Source organism: Stenotrophomonas sp. GD03654 (genome assembly GCF_029845105.1).
Taxonomy (GTDB): domain Bacteria; phylum Pseudomonadota; class Gammaproteobacteria; order Xanthomonadales; family Xanthomonadaceae; genus Stenotrophomonas; species Stenotrophomonas africana.
The window spans coordinates 12693-29234 of the sequence record NZ_JAOCLC010000025.1; the positions used below are offsets into that span (position 1 = coordinate 12693).

Annotated in this window: 17 protein-coding genes and 1 pseudogene; 6 read left to right on the forward strand and 12 right to left on the reverse strand. The window is 66.6% G+C overall.

Annotated elements, in window-relative coordinates; genetic code table 11:
- Positions 1-39: 39 nt before the first annotated feature.
- Entirely contained in the window at positions 40-921 is an 882-nt protein-coding gene (locus tag N5J73_RS11125) for an SPFH domain-containing protein (RefSeq protein ID WP_024956284.1), read from the reverse strand.
- A 137-nt stretch (positions 922-1058) separates the two neighbouring features.
- Between N5J73_RS11125 and purT the strand changes: the two genes are divergently transcribed.
- A complete protein-coding gene (gene purT, locus N5J73_RS11130) occupies positions 1059-2246 on the forward strand; it encodes a formate-dependent phosphoribosylglycinamide formyltransferase (RefSeq protein WP_049447055.1) in 1188 nt (395 codons plus the stop codon).
- Positions 2247-2308: 62 nt separating this feature from the next.
- Here the strand turns inward: purT and N5J73_RS11135 are convergent, their stop codons facing one another.
- The 3 genes and pseudogenes from N5J73_RS11135 to N5J73_RS11145 form a co-directional block, all read right to left on the reverse strand.
- Positions 2309-2545 (reverse strand): hypothetical protein, encoded by a 237-nt coding sequence (locus N5J73_RS11135; RefSeq protein WP_049447054.1) that lies wholly within the window; start codon positions 2543-2545, stop codon positions 2309-2311.
- Between the two features lie 67 nt (positions 2546-2612).
- Positions 2613-3729: pseudogene (locus N5J73_RS11140) on the reverse strand (endonuclease/exonuclease/phosphatase family protein).
- A 38-nt stretch (positions 3730-3767) separates the two neighbouring features.
- Positions 3768-4523: an arginyltransferase gene (locus tag N5J73_RS11145; RefSeq protein ID WP_049447050.1), complete on the reverse strand. Its 756-nt coding sequence runs from the start codon at positions 4521-4523 to the stop codon at positions 3768-3770.
- 156 nt (positions 4524-4679) lie between these two features.
- On the opposite strand from N5J73_RS11145, the gene N5J73_RS11150 reads away from it, so the two are divergent.
- Positions 4680-5246 (forward strand): EF-hand domain-containing protein, encoded by a 567-nt coding sequence (locus N5J73_RS11150; protein ID WP_049447049.1) that lies wholly within the window; start codon positions 4680-4682, stop codon positions 5244-5246.
- A 52-nt stretch (positions 5247-5298) separates the two neighbouring features.
- Here N5J73_RS11150 and N5J73_RS11155 read toward each other — a convergent pair whose 3' ends face one another.
- The 4 genes from N5J73_RS11155 to N5J73_RS11170 all read right to left on the reverse strand — a co-directional run bounded on the left by N5J73_RS11155 (position 5299) and on the right by N5J73_RS11170 (position 9079).
- Entirely contained in the window at positions 5299-6516 is a 1218-nt protein-coding gene (locus N5J73_RS11155) for a sigma-70 family RNA polymerase sigma factor (RefSeq protein ID WP_049447047.1), read from the reverse strand.
- 224 nt (positions 6517-6740) lie between these two features.
- Positions 6741-7250 (reverse strand): pathogenicity-like protein, encoded by a 510-nt coding sequence (locus N5J73_RS11160; protein WP_049447046.1) that lies wholly within the window; start codon positions 7248-7250, stop codon positions 6741-6743.
- A 3-nt stretch (positions 7251-7253) separates the two neighbouring features.
- The gene (tesB, locus tag N5J73_RS11165) at positions 7254-8162 is read right to left on the reverse strand and encodes an acyl-CoA thioesterase II (RefSeq protein ID WP_005412623.1); all 909 of its coding nucleotides are present in this window, start codon (positions 8160-8162) and stop codon (positions 7254-7256) included.
- A 140-nt stretch (positions 8163-8302) separates the two neighbouring features.
- Positions 8303-9079, reverse strand: coding sequence for an enoyl-CoA hydratase/isomerase family protein (locus tag N5J73_RS11170; RefSeq protein WP_012479449.1), 777 nt, complete (start codon positions 9077-9079; stop codon positions 8303-8305).
- Positions 9080-9113: 34 nt separating this feature from the next.
- Between N5J73_RS11170 and N5J73_RS11175 the strand changes: the two genes are divergently transcribed.
- Positions 9114-9560 (forward strand): copper chaperone PCu(A)C, encoded by a 447-nt coding sequence (locus N5J73_RS11175; RefSeq protein WP_049447045.1) that lies wholly within the window; start codon positions 9114-9116, stop codon positions 9558-9560.
- A 74-nt stretch (positions 9561-9634) separates the two neighbouring features.
- On the opposite strand, the gene N5J73_RS11180 is transcribed toward N5J73_RS11175, so the two are convergent.
- The 3 genes from N5J73_RS11180 to uvrA form a co-directional block, all read right to left on the reverse strand.
- Positions 9635-10360 (reverse strand): enolase, encoded by a 726-nt coding sequence (locus tag N5J73_RS11180; protein ID WP_164078496.1) that lies wholly within the window; start codon positions 10358-10360, stop codon positions 9635-9637.
- A 124-nt stretch (positions 10361-10484) separates the two neighbouring features.
- Entirely contained in the window at positions 10485-10892 is a 408-nt protein-coding gene (locus N5J73_RS11185; RefSeq protein ID WP_049447042.1) for a thioesterase family protein, read from the reverse strand.
- Entirely contained in the window at positions 10892-13885 is a 2994-nt protein-coding gene (uvrA, locus tag N5J73_RS11190) for an excinuclease ABC subunit UvrA (RefSeq protein ID WP_049447041.1), read from the reverse strand. The genes N5J73_RS11185 and uvrA overlap by 1 nt, the downstream gene beginning before the upstream one ends.
- A 340-nt stretch (positions 13886-14225) precedes the next feature.
- Here uvrA and rplU point away from each other — a divergent pair, with 340 nt between their 5' ends.
- From rplU to cgtA, 3 genes are all read left to right on the forward strand, one after another.
- Entirely contained in the window at positions 14226-14534 is a 309-nt protein-coding gene (gene rplU, locus N5J73_RS11195) for a 50S ribosomal protein L21 (protein WP_005408557.1), read from the forward strand.
- Between the two features lie 18 nt (positions 14535-14552).
- The gene (rpmA, locus tag N5J73_RS11200; RefSeq protein ID WP_005415704.1) at positions 14553-14816 is read left to right on the forward strand and encodes a 50S ribosomal protein L27; all 264 of its coding nucleotides are present in this window, start codon (positions 14553-14555) and stop codon (positions 14814-14816) included.
- A 192-nt stretch (positions 14817-15008) separates the two neighbouring features.
- Complete coding sequence (gene cgtA, locus N5J73_RS11205) at positions 15009-16061, forward strand: Obg family GTPase CgtA (RefSeq protein ID WP_010483324.1); 1053 nt, start codon at positions 15009-15011, stop codon at positions 16059-16061.
- 138 nt (positions 16062-16199) lie between these two features.
- On the opposite strand, the gene rpsT is transcribed toward cgtA, so the two are convergent.
- Positions 16200-16469 (reverse strand): 30S ribosomal protein S20, encoded by a 270-nt coding sequence (rpsT, locus tag N5J73_RS11210; RefSeq protein ID WP_005408560.1) that lies wholly within the window; start codon positions 16467-16469, stop codon positions 16200-16202.
- Between the last annotated feature and the right edge of the window lie 73 nt (positions 16470-16542).

Sequence of the window (16542 nt, forward strand, 5' to 3'; positions counted from 1 at the left end):
TCCTGGCGGGGCGGTGGGGCGCCCCGTTGCGAGGGTGGTTCAGTACAGGGAGCCGGCGTTGACGATCGGCTGGGTGCCGCGGTCCGAGCACAGCACGGTCAGCAGGTTGCTGACCATGTGCGCCTTGCGTTCCTCGTCCAGCTGCACCACGCCGTTCTTCTGCAGTTCGGCCAGGGCCATCTCGACCATGCCCACCGCACCGGCAACGATGCGCGTGCGCGCGGCGATCACCGCGTTGGCCTGCTGCCGCTGCAGCATCGCCTGGGCGATCTCGGCGGCGTAGGCGAGGTGGCTGATGCGCGCGTCGATCACCTGCACACCGGCATCGGCCAGGCGCTCGGCCAGCTCGTTCTTCAGGTGCTGGGAGATCTCGCTGGCGTGGCTGCGCAGGGCCAGCTGGCCATCCTCGTGCTGGTCGTAGGGGTAGCTGGTGGCCATCGCGCGCAACGCCGATTCGGACTGGATGTGCACGAAGCTCTCGTAATCGTCTACGTTGTAGACCGCCTCGGAGGCATCGACCACCTGCCAGACGATCACCGCGGCGATCTCGATCGGGCTGCCGTCCAGCTCGTTGACCTTCAGCTTGCCGCTCTCGAAGTTGCGCACGCGCTGGCTGACCCGGCGCTTGGCAAAGAAGGGGTTGTTCCAGCGCAGGCCGTTGTCCTTCACGGTGCCCACGTACTTGCCGAACAGGCTCAGCACCGCCGCCTGGTTGGGCTGGATGGTGTACAGGCCGGCCAGGATGAACACGCCCAGCGCCACCAGCAGGGCGCCCAGCAGCATCAGCAGGAGGTTCGGCGAGCCGGCGCTGGCCTTGGCTGCCACGCCCAGTACGAACAGGGCGGCGCCAGCGAGGGCGACGAGCAGGGCGCCGGCCAGCGTGCCGAGGCCGTTGAGGGAAGACAGCGACTTCTCTTTCATGGCGGTACGTCCTTGAGGGTTCGAAATGAAGATATCAAAGTGATATCACTTGTTGACTACCGTTCGTCGGACGCCCTGCCCGGGGTGCCCGGCCAGCTAGAATGCCCCTCCGCCTTCACACCGTTGCTGGAACCGCCATGGCCAAGCTTGGAACTCCGTTGTCCCCCTCCGCCACCCGCGTGCTGCTGCTGGGCTCGGGCGAACTCGGCAAGGAGGTGGCCATCGAGCTGCAGCGGTTGGGCGTGGAGGTGATCGCCGCCGACCGCTATGCCGATGCCCCGGCCATGCAGGTCGCGCACCGCTCGCATGTGATCGACATGCTCGATGCAATGGCGCTGCGTGCGCTGATCGCCCAGGAGCAGCCGCACCTGGTGGTGCCGGAGATCGAGGCCATCCACACCGAAACCCTGGTCCAGCTGGAACAGGAGCAGGGCCTGCGGGTGATCCCGACCGCGCGCGCTGCGCGCCTGACCATGGACCGCGAAGGCATCCGCCGCCTGGCCGCCGAGACCCTGGGCCTGCCGACCTCGCCGTACCGCTTCGTCGATACCGAGGCCGAATACCGTGCTGCCGTGGCCGCCATCGGCCTGCCGTGCGTGGTCAAGCCGGTGATGTCGTCCTCGGGCAAGGGCCAGAGCACCCTGCGCAGCGAAGCAGACATCGCACCGGCGTGGGAGTACGCGCAGACCGGTGGCCGTGCCGGTGCCGGCCGCTGCATCGTCGAAGGTTTCATCGATTTCGATTACGAGATCACCCTGCTGACCGTGCGCCATGCCGGCGGCACCTCGTTCTGCGCGCCGATCGGGCATCTGCAGAAGGATGGCGATTACCGCGAAAGCTGGCAGCCGCAGCCGATGTCGAGTGCTGCGTTGGCGCGTGCCGAAGAGATCTCGCGTGCGATCACCGACGACCTCGGCGGCTGGGGCCTGTTCGGTGTGGAGCTGTTCGTGAAGGGCGACGAAGTATGGTTCAGCGAAGTGTCGCCGCGCCCGCACGACACCGGCCTGGTGACGCTGGTATCGCAGGAGCTGAGCGAGTTCGCGCTGCATGCGCGCGCCATCCTCGGCCTGCCGATCCCGGTGATCCGCCAGAGCGGCCCGTCGGCCTCGTGTGCGTTGCTGGCGCACGGCGAAGGCGTGCCGTACTTCAACAACGTGGCCGCCGCCCTGCAGGTGCCGGATACCGCCGTGCGCCTGTTCGGCAAGCCGAGCGTGCACGGCCATCGCCGCGTGGGTGTGACCCTGTCGCGCGCGGAAACCATCGACGAAGCACGCGCCATCGCGCGTGATGCCGCCGACGCCATCGGCGTCGAGCTGCGCCCTTAAGCCTGCATCTGCTTTTTGCAGAGCCGAGTCCAGGCTCGGCTCTGCAATCGCCGTGGCAGGTACTAGCGTCTACGCCAGGGCAGCACGGTCACATGAATGATGGCCACGATGCCCAGCGTCGAACCATAGAGCCACCAGGTACCAAAGCGGTCGGCGTAGCCCTTCCAGCAGGCAACTGCGGCCGGAATCAGGCCGATCAGCACCAGGGGCAGCAGGGTGAATACCCATCTTTGGCGCATGGCCATCAGCAACGCAATCACCGCAGCAACGCCGGCAATGATCAGCAGATTCTTCTTCAAGTGGGGCTCTCCTTGCCGTTCCGTTGCTGGACTCTAACAAAGGGGCGCCGCCTTCTGTAAAGACGCCTTACGGCTTCACGTCCACCCACACAAGATGGTGGTCGCTGCCGTCGGCGATTTTCGCTTCCGGGCTTTCATTGGCCGGCCAGAAGATGCCGCTGCCCACGTATTCGAAACCGGTCGAGGGCAGTACGTAGTCCAGGCGCATGGTGCCGGACTTCGGGCCGAAATCGCCAGTGGCGTGGAACGGTGCGCCCTTGCGCTCGATGCCCTTGGCCGCATAGGCCAGGCTGGTCTGCTCGCCGCCGACGCTGCGCGGGGTGGGGTAGCGCAGCACGCGGGCGTTCTCGATCAGCTCGACGATCGCCTCATGGCGGCCATCGCCGTCGACCGGGTCGTTGTTGAGGTCGCCGAGGATCACGAAGCGCGCGTCCTGCGCCAGGCCACCGCACTGGCCCTTGTCGTCGCACAGCCACGGCTTGTCACCCTTGGACAGGTACTCCTGCCACAGGCGCAGTTCGTCGTGGTTGCGTGCGGCGTTGCGCTTTTCCGGGCCGTCGAATACCGGTGGCGTCGGGTGCGAGACCAGCGCGTGGACCACGCCGCCCGGGGTCTTCACCGGCACGTCCCAATGCGACTTCGACGACAGGCGCAGCTGCGACCACACATGGTCGTTGTAGAAGCTCTTGCCGGTGCGCGGGTCGACCGGACGGATCGCGCCGGGCATCGCGCTCCACTTCAGCAGCTGGAAGCTGCGCACCTTGGCTTCATCGATCGGGTAGCGCGACAGCACCAGCATGCCGTACTGGCCCGGGTGCAGGCCGTAGCCCCAGGCATCGTTGCCGCGGCTTGCCGCCGCCGGGCTGGGCCACTTCCAGGTAGCGCTTCTGGAACAGGTCGGCGGCGCGATGGGCGTCGTCGAAATCGAATTCGTTCAACAGCACCAGATCCGGACGCACCTGCTGCAGTACCGCGGCGATCTTGCGTGCGTGCTCGCTGTCACCTTCCAGTTCCTTGATCAGGCCACCGGCGTCGTCGGAATACAGCGAGGTGTTGTAGGTGGCCAGGCGCAGCGCAGCGGACGGCTTTTCGGTCATCGCGGGGGACGTGGCGAAGGCAGGGGCGCTGGCGCCGCAGAGCAGGGCCAGGGCGAGGATCAGGGGAGGGCGGCGGGTCATGTTCATGGGCCGTATTGTGCACCCGGCCCGGTGTCAGCGGTTTGTCAGCGCCCGTCCAGATCGTTGTCGAAATCGTGCCAGCGGCGGCCATCGTAGGCTTCCAGCGGATGGAAGCGACGCTTGTAGTCCATCTTCTGGTGGCCACGGATCCAATAGCCCAGGTACACGTGCGGCAGCCCCTCGCGGCGTGCCCATTCGATCTGCTGCAGGATCGCGAAGGTGCCCAGTCCACGTGCGGCGTGGTCCGGGTCGAAGAAGGTGTAGACCGCCGACAGGCCGTGCTCGGTGACGTCGGTCACCGCCACCCCCAGCAGTTGGCTGGGCTGACCGTCGTGGCCGGGCAGGCGCATTTCCATGAAGCGGGTGTGCGACCAGCTGCCGATCAGGAACTGCTCGAATTCGTGCGGGCCATGGTCGTCCATGCCGCCGTTGGCGTGGCGGTGGGTGAGATAACGGTGATACAGCGCGAACAGGTCGTCCCGGGCGGTGGCGGCGGTGATCCGCACCTCGAGGTCGTCATTGCGGGCGGCACAGCGGCGCTGGCTGCGGTCCGGGGCGAAGCGGGCCACCGGGATGCGCACCGCCACGCAGGCCTGGCAGTGCGCGCAGTGCGGCCGGTAGACCAGATCGCCACTGCGGCGGAAGCCCCAGCTCAGTGCCAGCGGGTACAAGCCACCAAGGCGACGATCGTGCGGATCCAGCACCAGGTCGCGTGCCACCCGGTCCGACCAGTACCCGCAGGGGTGCTCGCCGGTCTGGAAAAGCCGCAGTTCGTCGTCTCTGTCGCCATGAATCGCCATGGGCACAGCATAGCCCCAGGTTGTCGCAGTGGCGGCGACTGTCCGCCGGATGAACGGAACCGGCAGCGGCGTCAACCGATCTGGAGCCCGGGCGTTGTTGTCTCCCGAGGGTGAAGTGATCACCCCGACGCTGTTCCCATCCCCAGGAGTGACCCCATGATCCGTACCCCCCTGTTGCTGGCCCTGCTGCTGGGCACCTCTGCTTCCGGAATCGCGCTTGCCGCCGACCCCTCGACCACGCCGGCGCAGCGTCCGGCAAAGCTGGACACCAACGGCGACGGCGTGATCGACCGCAGCGAGGCCGCTGCCCACCCGCGCCTGGCCGCGAAATTCGACGAGCTGGACAAGAACAAGGATGGCAAGCTCTCGCGCGATGAACTGCCTCGCTGGCAGCATGGCCGCCGTGGCCACGGCGGTGAGCGCTGGGCCAAGCTGGACGTCAACAAGGACGGCCGCATCAGCCGCGAGGAAGCCAAGGCCGACCCGCGCCTGGCAGCTCGCTTCGACCAGCTTGATCTGAACAAGGACGGCTACCTGGACAAGGCTGACCGCGAGCTGCGTGTGAAGCAGCGTCGTGATGCCTGGTTCGCTGCCGCCGACACCAACAAGGACGGCCAGCTGAGCAAGGCCGAGTTCGACGCAGCCAAGGGCCCGATGCACGGTGGCCCGCGCCATGGCGGTCCGCGTGATGGCGCTGCGCCGAAGCCGCAGCCGCAGCGCTGAGGGTCAACGCGGTGAAATGACGACAACGCCGGCAGACTGCCGGCGTTGTCCGTTACACGTTTCCGTTGCGCATCAGCGCATATACCACCAGACCGATCACGAATACGTTCGCCCCGATGATGCCGGTGCGCCCGTACACGGATTCGTATTTCCAGTTGGTTCCGCTGCGGCCGCGCCGCGCTGAATCGCGCGCGATCATGGGTGCCATCACGCGCTGCAGCGGCACCAGGCACTGGTAGTTCACCGTACCCAGGCCGATGACGAGAATCGCAAGTTGCAGCCAGAATGGCACCTGCAGCATCAGCGAGATCAGCAGGCTGGTGCAGACGACCATCGCGGTGAACGTATTGAGGTGCACGAAGCGTCGCACTGCTGTTCGTTCCTGCTGGGTGTCTGCGAAGCGCAGCAGGAAGCGGCCACCCAGATAGCTGCCGATGATGCCGCCGACGACGCCGCCGGCAACGGTGGCCCAGTCGCTGGCGGGAATCAGGTGCAGCTGGCTGGCGGCGGCCGTCAGTGAACCCATGGCTGCCCCGCCTGCGGCACTGACGCCGCCCAGGCCCAGCTTGCTGCCGCCCACGCCGACACCGGTGCCGAGCAGGATCGCTGCGCTGGCAGTGCCGGGCGCGGCCACCAGTACCATCGAAACCACCGCCGTAGCGAACGCGGCACTGGGTGCGCTGCTGCGCGCGAACTCGCCGAAGCGCTGCAGCAGGCCGTCGCGCACCAGGGCGCGGGCACGCGACAGGCGCTTGCGCACGGCGGCGTCACTGAGCCCAAGCAGGTCGGCCACCTGCTGCGAGCGCTGGCCTTCGCGGTAGTACAGCAACAGCACTTCGCGGCTGTCGGCGGGCAAGGCGGAAATGATGTCCTCGGCGGCGATCTCTTCCTCCACCCGCTGCAGGCGGTCGGCCGCGCCCGGCGACGGGTCGGCGGCCATGCCCATCGCCACCTCGGCCGCCTCGCCGGTCAGCGGCCGGCCACGTTGTGCACGTAGCCAGTCGCGGGCCAGGTTGCGGGTGATCTGCCGCAGCCAAGGCAGGAAACTGGTCGAACTGCGCAGCTGGTGCAGCTGCTGCCAGCCCTTGACGAAGGCCTCCTGGGCGATGTCCTCGCTGGCCTGGCGGTCGCGGGTGATGGCCAGCGCGATGGCGGTGACCGTGTTCTGGCAGGCCAGCACGATACGGCCATAGGCGTGCTGGCACCCGCTGGCGGCGGCGGGCAGTTCGCGTTCCAGGGTCTGGTCGATCGATGCGGCGAACGTCGTCATGGCGGCGGCTCTCCTGCTGGGATTGTGTCCCATGACGGAGCCGCGCGCCCAATGTGACCGCAGATGCTGATGCATCTGCGGTCCGCGCATTCCACCTCATCCCCGCGCCGTTGGCGCACCCCCTTGAACAACAAGGGGGCTCCAATCCTGACGGGTTACGGTGAAGTCGCGACCCTGCTGCCAGGCCGCTGTGCTCGCCGGGCATGGCCCGGCGCTACCGCCTCTTACTTGGAGGGCTGGATGCGGACCCGGACTTCTTCCTCTTCCGGTGCGGCCTGCGGAGCCGGTTGCGTTTGCTGCGGCTGGGCCTGCGGGGCAGGGGCCGGTGCGACCGGCGCCGGTGCGCCGCGATGGCGCAGGCCGATCACCAGCGCCACGCCGGCGATCACCACCAGCAGGGCGATGCGGATGCGCCAGGCCCAGCTGCGGCCACCGCTGCCCTGTTCCGGCGCGTCGCGGAAGGCGAATTCGGCGGTCGGATGGTCGCGGCGGGTGGTGTCGAGCAGTCGCGCCTCGCGCAGGATTTCACGCGCGCGCGGCTGGTCGTCGGCGCGCACGATCCACACCGCTGGGTAGGCGTTGGCGTTGCCCAGGTCGGTGTAGCTGAACTGTCCGCGGCGGCGGGTCTTGTACGAGCGTCCATTGGTCACTTTGACGTCGATGCCATGCCCGCGCAGGAGCTCGGCCACGCCTTCGACGGTTTCCACGCGCTGGCTGCTGAAGATCTGGCGCATGGGTTACTCCTTGGCTGGCACGGCGGCGGCCGCGGCCTGGTCGGGAACGACGCGGATCAGGCCTTCCTGCGCGGTGCTGGCCACCAGTACGCCATTGCGGGTGAAGAACTGGCCGCGTGCCAGGCCGCGCGAATCCTGCGCGCTGGGGCTGTCCAGCGAGTACAACAGCCAGTCGTCGGCACGGAACGGGCGGTGGAACCAGATTGCGTGGTCGAGCGAGGCCATCTGCACGTGCGGGTGGTAGTAGCTGATGCCGTGCGGGAAGGTCGCCGTGCCCAGCAGGTGGAAGTCGGAGGCGTAGGCCAGCAGCGCCTGGTGCAGCTCCGGCGCATCGCCCACCGGTTCGCTCAGGCGCAGCCACACCTGGTGGTAGGGCGGGCGCTTGGGCGGGTTGAGTTCGTCACGCGGGTAGACGTGGCGGAACTCGAACGGGCCGCCGCGCGACAGCCAGCGCTGCACCTTGATCGGCAGCCGCTCCAGCACTTCGGCCGGCAGCGGACGGTTCGGTTCGATGTCTTCCGGCTGTGGCACTTCGGGCATCTTGTGCTGGTGCTCGGCGCCGGTCTCGGCCTGCTGGAACGAGGCCGCGCAGAAGAAGATCACCTTGCCGTGCTGGATCGCGGTGACCCGGCGCACCGAGAAGCTGCCGCCATCGCGGGTGCGGTCCACGTCGTAGACGATCGGGTGGTCGATGTTGCCCGCGCGCAGGAAATAGGCGTGCAGCGAGTGCACGTGGCGGCCATTGTCGACCGTGGCCTGCGCCGCGGCCAGCGCCTGGCCCAGTACCTGCCCGCCGAACACGTACTTGGTGCCAATGTCGCGGCTCTGCCCGCGGAACAGGTTGTCCTCCAGCCGCTCCAGCGTGAGCAGGTCGATCAGCTCGGAGACGACGGGTTCGGGCGTGTCGTTCAAGGGGGGCGGCCACAGCAGTGAAGAGGCCCCGATTATACCGGTGCAGGCCAGCCCATCATCGGTAGTGCCGGCCGCTGGCCGGCCACCGCAGGCGCCCCAACTGGCTCATGAGGCTGCCGGCCAGCGGCCGGCACTACCGTTCACTTGCCGAGGCGCGCCACCAGTGCCTGCAGCGCGTTCTGCGCATCCGGGGCGAACCATGCCTCGACAAAGCGGTCCAGCTGGATCAGGTCCGGGTGCAGCGCCTCATGCAGGTCGGCACGGGCAATCGCGCGGGTCAGCAGCATCGGCTGGCGCGGCTGCTTGAGCAGGTTCTGCAGCCAGGCAATGGCGCGTGCCACCACCAGGTCGCCCTCGGCCAGCTCATCCACCAGGCCGATCTGCAGCGCCTGTTCGGCCGGCACCAGCGAACCGGTGGTCAGCAGCACGCCGGCGCGGTGCACGCCCACCGCACGGCGCAGCAGGCGCTGGATGCCCTCCGGCGCGATCAGGCCGACCTGCACTTCGTTCAGGCCGATGGCATACGGCCGCGACGGATCGGCGCTGCGCGCCATCACCCGGTAATCGCAGCACAGGGCCAGCACACAGCCACCCGCCGGGGCGTGGCCGGTGATCGCCGCGACCACCGGAATGCGACTCTCTGCCAGTGTGCGCACGGCGCCAAAGAAGGCGTTCCAGGTGTCCAACAACTTGTGCTTGTCATCGCCATGCGACAGCAGGTGCGGCACGTCCATGCCGCCGGTGAAGACGCGCTCGCTGCCCGACAGCACGATGCCGTGCGCGTCTTCGGCCATGGCCAGCTCGATGGCATGGATCAACTGCCGGCACAGTTCGGTGTCCAGTGCGTTGACCGGCGGCCGCGCCAGTCGCAGTTCGCGGATGGGGCCATGGTTGATCACCTCGATGAGCGTCGTCATGCTGCGGTCTCGTTGCGAAGAAGGAACCCGGGCGATGATAACCAAACCATTCGTTGGCGTACTGTTGGTTCTGTGTGCGGCCGCAGCATCGGCTTCGGCGGCCGAACCGGCCTGCGTCACTATGGAGCAGGGCTGGGCGCGGCTGCCACCGAATCCGGCGATGCCGATGACCGCCGGCTATGGCGTGATCCACAACGGCTGCAGCAAGGCGGTAGTGATCACCGGCGCGGCCAGCAGCGGCTTCGGTGATGTGTCGCTGCACGAAACCACGATTGTCGATGGCGTCAGCCGGATGCGCGCGATCGAACGCCTGCCGCTGGCACCGGGTGCCCGCGCGGAACTCAAGCCCGGTGGCCTGCACCTGATGCTGATGCAGGGCAAGGGTGCGCTGAAGGAAGGCCAGGCGCTGCCGCTGCGGCTGCAGCTGGAAGGCGGTGGCGAAGCAGGCGCGACGTTGACCGTGCGCAAGTCCGCGCCGTAACCGCACATCCGTAGCGTCGAGCTTGCTCGACTGCTCTGGTAGTGCCGGCCAGCGGCTGGCACGACCACGGGGTCTTACGACCAGTCGTACGAGAACAGCACCGTGCGGCTGACCGGCTCGTACAGCATCACGATCGCGTCGGCACCGGTGGCGCACCAGTTGTAGCCGGCTACGTCGGCCACGGCGAAGAATCTGTTGCCATTGCGGGTGATGATCACCGTTTCGGCATCGTCCGCAGCGTTGGGGTCATCGGCTGCCTCGGTGAAGCCCAGTTCGAAGGCCGCGGGAATCTCCGCGGTCTCGGTCCAGTTGCCGAAACCAATCGGGCCACCCAGCGTATCCAGATAATCGCGCTCGCTGGCCTCACCCTTGCCATAGCGCGAGTAGCAGGCGAGGCGACCGTGCACGGCATGGTAATCGCGGGCCTTGGCGTAGCTCTCGCGCATCTGCGCGATGTGTTCCTGCGCGTGCTTGTCCTGCACCGCGTCGCCGATGAAATAGCCCTCGTTGCCGAGGAAACGCATCTCGTTGCCGGCGGTCAGTTCGAAGGCGATCCAGTTGCTGCCGGTGAAATCGTTGTGGTGTTCTTCGGTGTTGTCGCCGATGCAGCCGTCGTAAGGCTCGATCGGGCACAGCATCGTCGCCACCTGGCCGGCCAGTTCCGGGCGCAGCACACCCAGGTCGATCTTCAGTAGCGGCAGCAGGTGCTGGCCGAGCCAGGCCTGGTCGGCGGGAAAGACATCGGTGGGGAAGGGGACCATGCCGGGCAGCAGGTCGCGCAGTTCGGTCTGGTGGATCATGTCAGTCCTTTGAGCCGGGCGGGTAGAGTCGAGCTTGCTCGACTGATCCGGCAAGCAGCAGTCGAGCAAGCTCGACTCTACGAGTCACAGGGTCGGGCATGCCGGCCAGCGGCCGGCACTACCTTCAGGTGGAGGCGTTGCGGATGGCGTCCGGCAGCGGCGCGCTCTTGCCGGTCTGCGTGTCCATCCACACCACCACCACGTTGCCGTCCGAATACAGCCTCGACTCATCCTGCTGGTCGACGATGCGATGGCCGATGGTCACGCTGCTGTTGCCCAGGCGCTCGACGAACAGCTCGACCAGGATGTCGTTGGGCCACACGATCGGCAGCCGGTAGTTGACGTTGGTGGCAGCTACCACCGGGGCGATGCGGTCGGTCATCGACACGCCTTCCACGCCCAGCATCCAGCGCACGCGCGCCTCTTCCAGGTAGGAGATGTACTTGGCGTTGTTGACGTGGCCCATGCTGTCCATGTCACGCCAGCGCACGCTGATCGGGATGCGGGCCAGGATCTTGTGTTCGCTGCTCATCAGGCGTCCTTTTTCTTCTTGCTGGCAGTTGCGGTCTTGCTGGCCTTACCGGTGCTCTTGGCGGCGGCGACCTTCTTGGCGGGCTTCTCAGGCTTCACCTTGCGCGGCGGGCGTGCATCGGGCTTGTTGGCCACGGCGGCGGGCTGCTCCGGGCGCGCACTGGTGGACGGCAGCATGCGCGCAAGGAACTGGCCGGTATACGACTGCGGGCAGGCCGCCACGTCTTCCGGCGTGCCGGTCACCAGGATGGTGCCGCCGCGATGGCCGCCTTCCGGACCCAGATCGACGATCCAGTCGGCGGTCTTGATCACGTCCAGGTTGTGCTCGATCACCACCACCGTGTTGCCTTCGTCGCGCAGCTTGTGCAGCACGCCCAGCAGCGCTTCGATGTCGTGGAAGTGCAGGCCGGTGGTCGGCTCGTCGAGGATGTACAGGGTGCGGCCGGTATCGCGGCGCGACAGTTCCTTGGAAAGCTTCACGCGCTGCGCTTCACCACCGGACAGGGTGGTCGCGCTCTGGCCCAGCTTGATGTAGCTCAGGCCGACGTCGACCAGCGTTTCCAGCTTGCGTGCGATCGACGGCACCGGCTCGAACAGCTTCAGTGCATCCTCGACGGTCATTTCCAGCACGTCGTTGATGTTGAAGCCCTTGTACAGGATCTCCAGCGTTTCGCGGTTGTAGCGCTTGCCATGGCAGACATCGCACGGCACGTACACGTCCGGTAGGAAGTGCATCTCGACCTTGATCAGGCCATCGCCCTGGCAGGCTTCGCAACGGCCGCCGCGCACGTTGAAGCTGAAGCGGCCCGGTGAATAGCCACGCGCACGCGCTTCGGGCACCTGTGCGAACAGTTCGCGCAGGGGGGTGAACAGGCCAGTGTAGGTGGCCGGGTTCGAACGCGGGGTGCGGCCGATCGGCGACTGGTCGATGTCCACCACCTTGTCGAACAGGTCCAGGCCATCGATCTCCTTGTAGGGGGCGATCGGATGCGAGGCGCCGTTGATCTCGTTGGCGGCCAGCGAGAACAGGGTGTCGTTGATCAGGGTCGACTTGCCCGAGCCGGATACACCGGTCACGCAGGTCAGCAGGCCCGACGGAATCGCCAGGTCCACGCCCTTCAGGTTGTTGCCGGTCGCCCCACGCAGGTGCAGGGTCATCTTCGGGTTCGGCGTGTGCCGGCGCGCCGGAATCTCGATCGCGCGCTTGCCCGACAGATACTGGCCGGTCAGCGAGCGCGGCGCCTCCAGGATGTCCTGCAGGGTGCCCTGGCCGACGATCTCGCCGCCATGCACGCCCGCGCCCGGGCCGATGTCCAGCACGTAGTCGGCCAGCCGGATCGCATCCTCGTCATGTTCGACCACGATCACCGTATTGCCCAGGTCACGCAGCCGGGTGAGGGTGCCGAGCAGGCGTTCGTTGTCGCGCTGGTGCAGGCCGATCGACGGCTCGTCGAGCACGTACATCACGCCGACCAGGCCGGCACCGATCTGGCTGGCCAGACGGATGCGCTGCGCTTCGCCACCGGACAGGGTGTCGGCCTTGCGCTCCAGGGTCAGGTAATCCAGGCCGACATCGACCAGGAAGCCGAGGCGTTCGCCGATCTCCTTGACGATCTTCGCGGCGATCTCGCCGCGCCAGCCCGGCAGGCTCAGTTCACTGAAGAACTTCAGTGCCTCATCGATCGGCAGCACCACCAGGTCCGGCAGCGGACGGTCGGCCACGAACACGTTGCGCGCTGCCTTGTTCAGGCGCGCGCCGTTGCATTCCGGGCACGGCTGTTCGCTGATGTACTTGGACAGCTCCTCGCGCACCGCTGGCGACTCGGTTTCCTTGTAGCGGCGTTCGAGGTTGGGAATGATGCCCTCGAAGCGATGCTTGCGCTGGGTGCGGCCACCGGCCTCGGTGAAGTAGGTGAAGGTGATCGTTTCGTCGCCGCTGCCGTACAGCACGGCCTGCTGCACCTTGGCCGACAGCGAGTTCCACGCGGCGTCCACGTCGAACTTGTAGTGCTTGGCCAGCGAGGCGATCAGCTGGAAGTAGTAGGCGTTGCGACGGTCCCAGCCGCGCACCGCACCAGCGGCCAGCGACAGCTCCGGATGCACCACCACGCGCGAAGGGTCGAAGAACTCGGCGATGCCCAGGCCATCGCAGCCCGGGCAGGCGCCCATCGGGGCGTTGAACGAGAACAGGCGCGGTTCCAGCTCCGGCAGCGAGTAGTCGCACACCGGGCAGGAGTACTTGGAGGAGAACAGTGCCGGCGTGGCGTCGGCGCTGTCCAGGCTCTGCACCGAGGCCATGCCATCGCCCAGTTTCAGCGCGGTCTCGAAGCTCTCGGCCAGGCGCTGCTTGATGTCCTCGCGCGGGCGGAAGCGGTCGATCACCGCCTCGATGGTGTGCTTCTGGCGCAGCGCCAGCGGCGGCACCGCATCGATTTCATACAGCTCGCCGTCCACGCGTACACGCACGAAGCCCTGCGCGCGCAGCTGGTCGAAGACCTGTGCGTGTTCGCCCTTGCGATCGCGGATGACCGGCGCCAGCAGCATGTAGCGCTGCTCCGGGTCCAGCGTCAGCACCTGGTCGACCATCTGGCTGACCGTCTGCGCTTCCAGCGGATAGCCGTGGTCCGGGCAGCGCGGGGTGCCGACGCGGGCGTACAGCAGGCGCAGGTAGTCGTAGATCTCGGTGATGGTGCCGACCGTCGAACGCGGGTTGTGCGAGGTTGACTTCTGTTCGATCGAGATGGCCGGGGACAGGCCTTCGATGTGGTCCAGGTCCGGCTTTTCCATCACGCTCAGGAACTGGCGTGCGTAGGCCGACAGCGACTCGACGTAGCGGCGCTGGCCTTCTGCATAGATGGTGTCGAACGCCAGCGAGGACTTGCCCGAACCGGACAGGCCGGTGATCACGATCAGCTTGTCGCGGGGCAGGTCGAGGTCGAGGTTCTTCAGATTGTGCGTCCGCGCGCCGCGGATGCGGATGAAATCCATCGCCATGGGGGATCCGGTTGTGGGGGCGTTGGCTGGGTGCCGGGCCAGCAGGGAACGGCAATCGGTCAGCCTACCGAGGTGACCAGATGGGGGCAATGGGCCACAATGCCAGCCCGATGTCTCACCTGATGAGACAGGCCGACAGCTTTGTGTAGAGCCGAGCCATGCTCGGCTGCCTGGACCCCGAACCGTTCAGCCGGGCATGGTTCGGCCGTGCAGGGGCCGGCCGTCCAGGCCGTTCAGGGGTTGACTTGACCCGCGGCCGTTGATCTGCGTACAATCCCGCTCCTGTCCGCCCTCGATGGCGGCAGCTCAGACCACAATAACTACAGAGGAAGGCCTGGTCATGTACGCAGTACTGGTCACCGGCGGTAAGCAATACCGCGTGGCGCAGGGCGAAAAGCTCCGCATTGAAAAGCTCGAAGTCGAAGTCGGCAGCGAGATCAAGTTTGACAACATCCTGATGCTGGGTGACAGCGACGGCGTGAAGCTGGGCGATGCGCTGAAGGGCGCTGCCGTCACCGCCAAGGTCCTGTCCCAGGGTCGTGCTGACAAGGTCCGGATCATCAAGTTCCGTCGCCGCAAGCACCACATGAAGCGTCAGGGTCACCGTCAGTACTACACCGAAATCGAGATCACCGGCATCGCCGGCTAAGCATCAGGAGAAGCAGTCATGGCACATAAAAAGGGCGTAGGCTCCTCGCGCAACGGTCGCGACTCCAACCCGAAGTACCTGGGCGTCAAGATCTTCGGCGGCCAGGCCATCGAAGCCGGCAACATCATCGTGCGTCAGCGCGGCACCCAGTTCCACCCGGGTTCGGGCGTTGGCCTGGGCCGTGACCACACCCTGTTCGCCCTCGTGGACGGCAAGGTGGAGTTCTCGGTCAAGGGCGCCAAGAAGCGTCGCACCGTCAGCATCGTCTCGGCCGACGCCTGATCCAGGCATCGCCGGCACCCATGCCTCGGCATGGCTGTGCTGGATGAAGAGTACGCTGCATGGAAAGCCCCGCTTCGGCGGGGCTTTTCGTTAGAGTGAAAGCAACACCGGCCAGGCCGGCTGCCGGCCATCGGCAGGCATAACATTCAAGGCGACGGCAGGCAGGCCGCGCCCATCGCAGGCATCGAAACAATGAAACTGGTAGACGAAGCAGAAATCGAAGTGTTCGCCGGCAACGGCGGCAACGGCTGCATTGGCTTCCGTCGCGAGAAGTTCATTCCGCTCGGCGGCCCGGACGGCGGCGACGGCGGTGCGGGCGGCAGCGTGTACATCCGCGCCGACGAAAACCTGAACACCCTGGTCGACTTCCGCCATGACCGCATCTTCAAGGCGCAGCGCGGCGAGAACGGCATGGGCCGCCAGGCCTATGGCAAGGGCGGCGAAGACCTGACCATCACCGTGCCGGTCGGCACCGTGGTCATCAACGTTGCCACCGATGAAGTCATCGGCGACCTGACACAGCATGGTGACCGTCTGCTGGTGGCCAAAGGCGGCCGCGGTGGCCTGGGCAACATGCACTTCAAGAGCTCGACCAACCGCTCGCCACGCCAGGCGCTGCCGGGCGAGCCGGGCGAAGAGCGCACGCTGAAGCTGGAGCTGAAGCTGCTGGCCGACGTCGGCCTGCTGGGCTTCCCCAACGCCGGCAAGAGCACCCTGATCCGCGCCGTTTCGGCGGCGACGCCGAAGGTGGCCGATTACCCGTTCACCACGCTGTACCCGAACCTGGGTGTGGTGAAGGTGGAGAATTACCGCAGCTTCGTGATTGCCGACATTCCGGGCCTGATCGAGGGCGCTGCGGATGGCGCCGGCCTCGGTGCGCAGTTCCTGCGCCACCTGCAGCGCACCCGCCTGCTGCTGCACCTGGTGGACATCTCGCCGATGGAGGGTGGGGTGGAAGGCATTTCCCCGGTTGAGCAGGTGCGTGCGATCGAGCGCGAGCTGGAAAAGCACGACCCGGAGCTGCTGCAGAAGCCGCGCTGGCTGGTGCTGAACAAGGCTGACCTGATGTTCGAAGACGAAGCGAAGGCTGCGGCCGAGCAGATCGTCGCCGAACTGGGCTGGAAGGAGCCGTGGTTCCTGGTTTCCGCGCTGGGCCGCGAAGGTACCTTCCCGATCATGAGCCGGATCATGGCCTTCTTCGATCGCCAGAAGGAAGACGAGCTGGAAGCCCGTAACGCGCAGTAGAGTCGACTGTCAGTCGACTGGCGTTGGCAAAAACCCGGCTTCGGCCGGGTTTTTCATTTTCGCAGGCAACAAAAAACCCGGCCAGGGCCGGGTTCTTGTCTGCTGCCCAACCCCGAAGGGAAGGGCGGCAACGCCGGATCAGGCGGCCTTGAGGGCCTTGATGCGGTCGTTCAGGCGGCTCTTATGACGAGCGGCCTTGTTCTTGTGGATCAGGCCACGCGCGCTGAAGCGATCCAGGATCGGCTGGGCAACGGCGAAGGCGGCTTCGGCGCCGGCGGCATCGTTGGCGTCCAGCGCCTTGATCACTTTCTTGACAGCGGTGCGCAGCATCGAGCGCTGAGCCACGTTGCGCGCGTTGCGCACGACGGTCTGCTTGGCGCGCTTCTTGGCGGACTTGATATTGGCCACGGTGGTGGTTTCCTGAAAAAATCGGTGTTATGGGAACAGCAAGCTAGCTAGTATGATGGCGTAAGAAATGCAC

Bases quoted from the DNA above. Each gene is read 5' to 3' on its own strand.
- rplU (WP_005408557.1), top strand. From the start codon at position 14,226: ATGTACGCAGTACTGGTCACCGGCGGTAAGCAATACCGCGTGGCGCAG.
- N5J73_RS11185 (WP_049447042.1), bottom strand. From the start codon at position 10,892: ATGAGCAGCGAACACAAGATCCTGGCCCGCATCCCGATCAGCGTGCGC.
- N5J73_RS11145 (WP_049447050.1), bottom strand. From the start codon at position 4,523: ATGGCGATTCATGGCGACAGAGACGACGAACTGCGGCTTTTCCAGACC.
- N5J73_RS11150 (WP_049447049.1), top strand. From the start codon at position 4,680: ATGATCCGTACCCCCCTGTTGCTGGCCCTGCTGCTGGGCACCTCTGCT.
- N5J73_RS11125 (WP_024956284.1), bottom strand. From the start codon at position 921: ATGAAAGAGAAGTCGCTGTCTTCCCTCAACGGCCTCGGCACGCTGGCC.
- purT (WP_049447055.1), top strand. From the start codon at position 1,059: ATGGCCAAGCTTGGAACTCCGTTGTCCCCCTCCGCCACCCGCGTGCTG.
- N5J73_RS11170 (WP_012479449.1), bottom strand. From the start codon at position 9,079: ATGACGACGCTCATCGAGGTGATCAACCATGGCCCCATCCGCGAACTG.
- N5J73_RS11175 (WP_049447045.1), top strand. From the start codon at position 9,114: ATGATAACCAAACCATTCGTTGGCGTACTGTTGGTTCTGTGTGCGGCC.
- N5J73_RS11180 (WP_164078496.1), bottom strand. From the start codon at position 10,360: ATGATCCACCAGACCGAACTGCGCGACCTGCTGCCCGGCATGGTCCCC.
- uvrA (WP_049447041.1), bottom strand. From the start codon at position 13,885: ATGGCGATGGATTTCATCCGCATCCGCGGCGCGCGGACGCACAATCTG.
- N5J73_RS11160 (WP_049447046.1), bottom strand. From the start codon at position 7,250: ATGCGCCAGATCTTCAGCAGCCAGCGCGTGGAAACCGTCGAAGGCGTG.
- cgtA (WP_010483324.1), top strand. From the start codon at position 15,009: ATGAAACTGGTAGACGAAGCAGAAATCGAAGTGTTCGCCGGCAACGGC.
- rpmA (WP_005415704.1), top strand. From the start codon at position 14,553: ATGGCACATAAAAAGGGCGTAGGCTCCTCGCGCAACGGTCGCGACTCC.
- N5J73_RS11155 (WP_049447047.1), bottom strand. From the start codon at position 6,516: ATGACGACGTTCGCCGCATCGATCGACCAGACCCTGGAACGCGAACTG.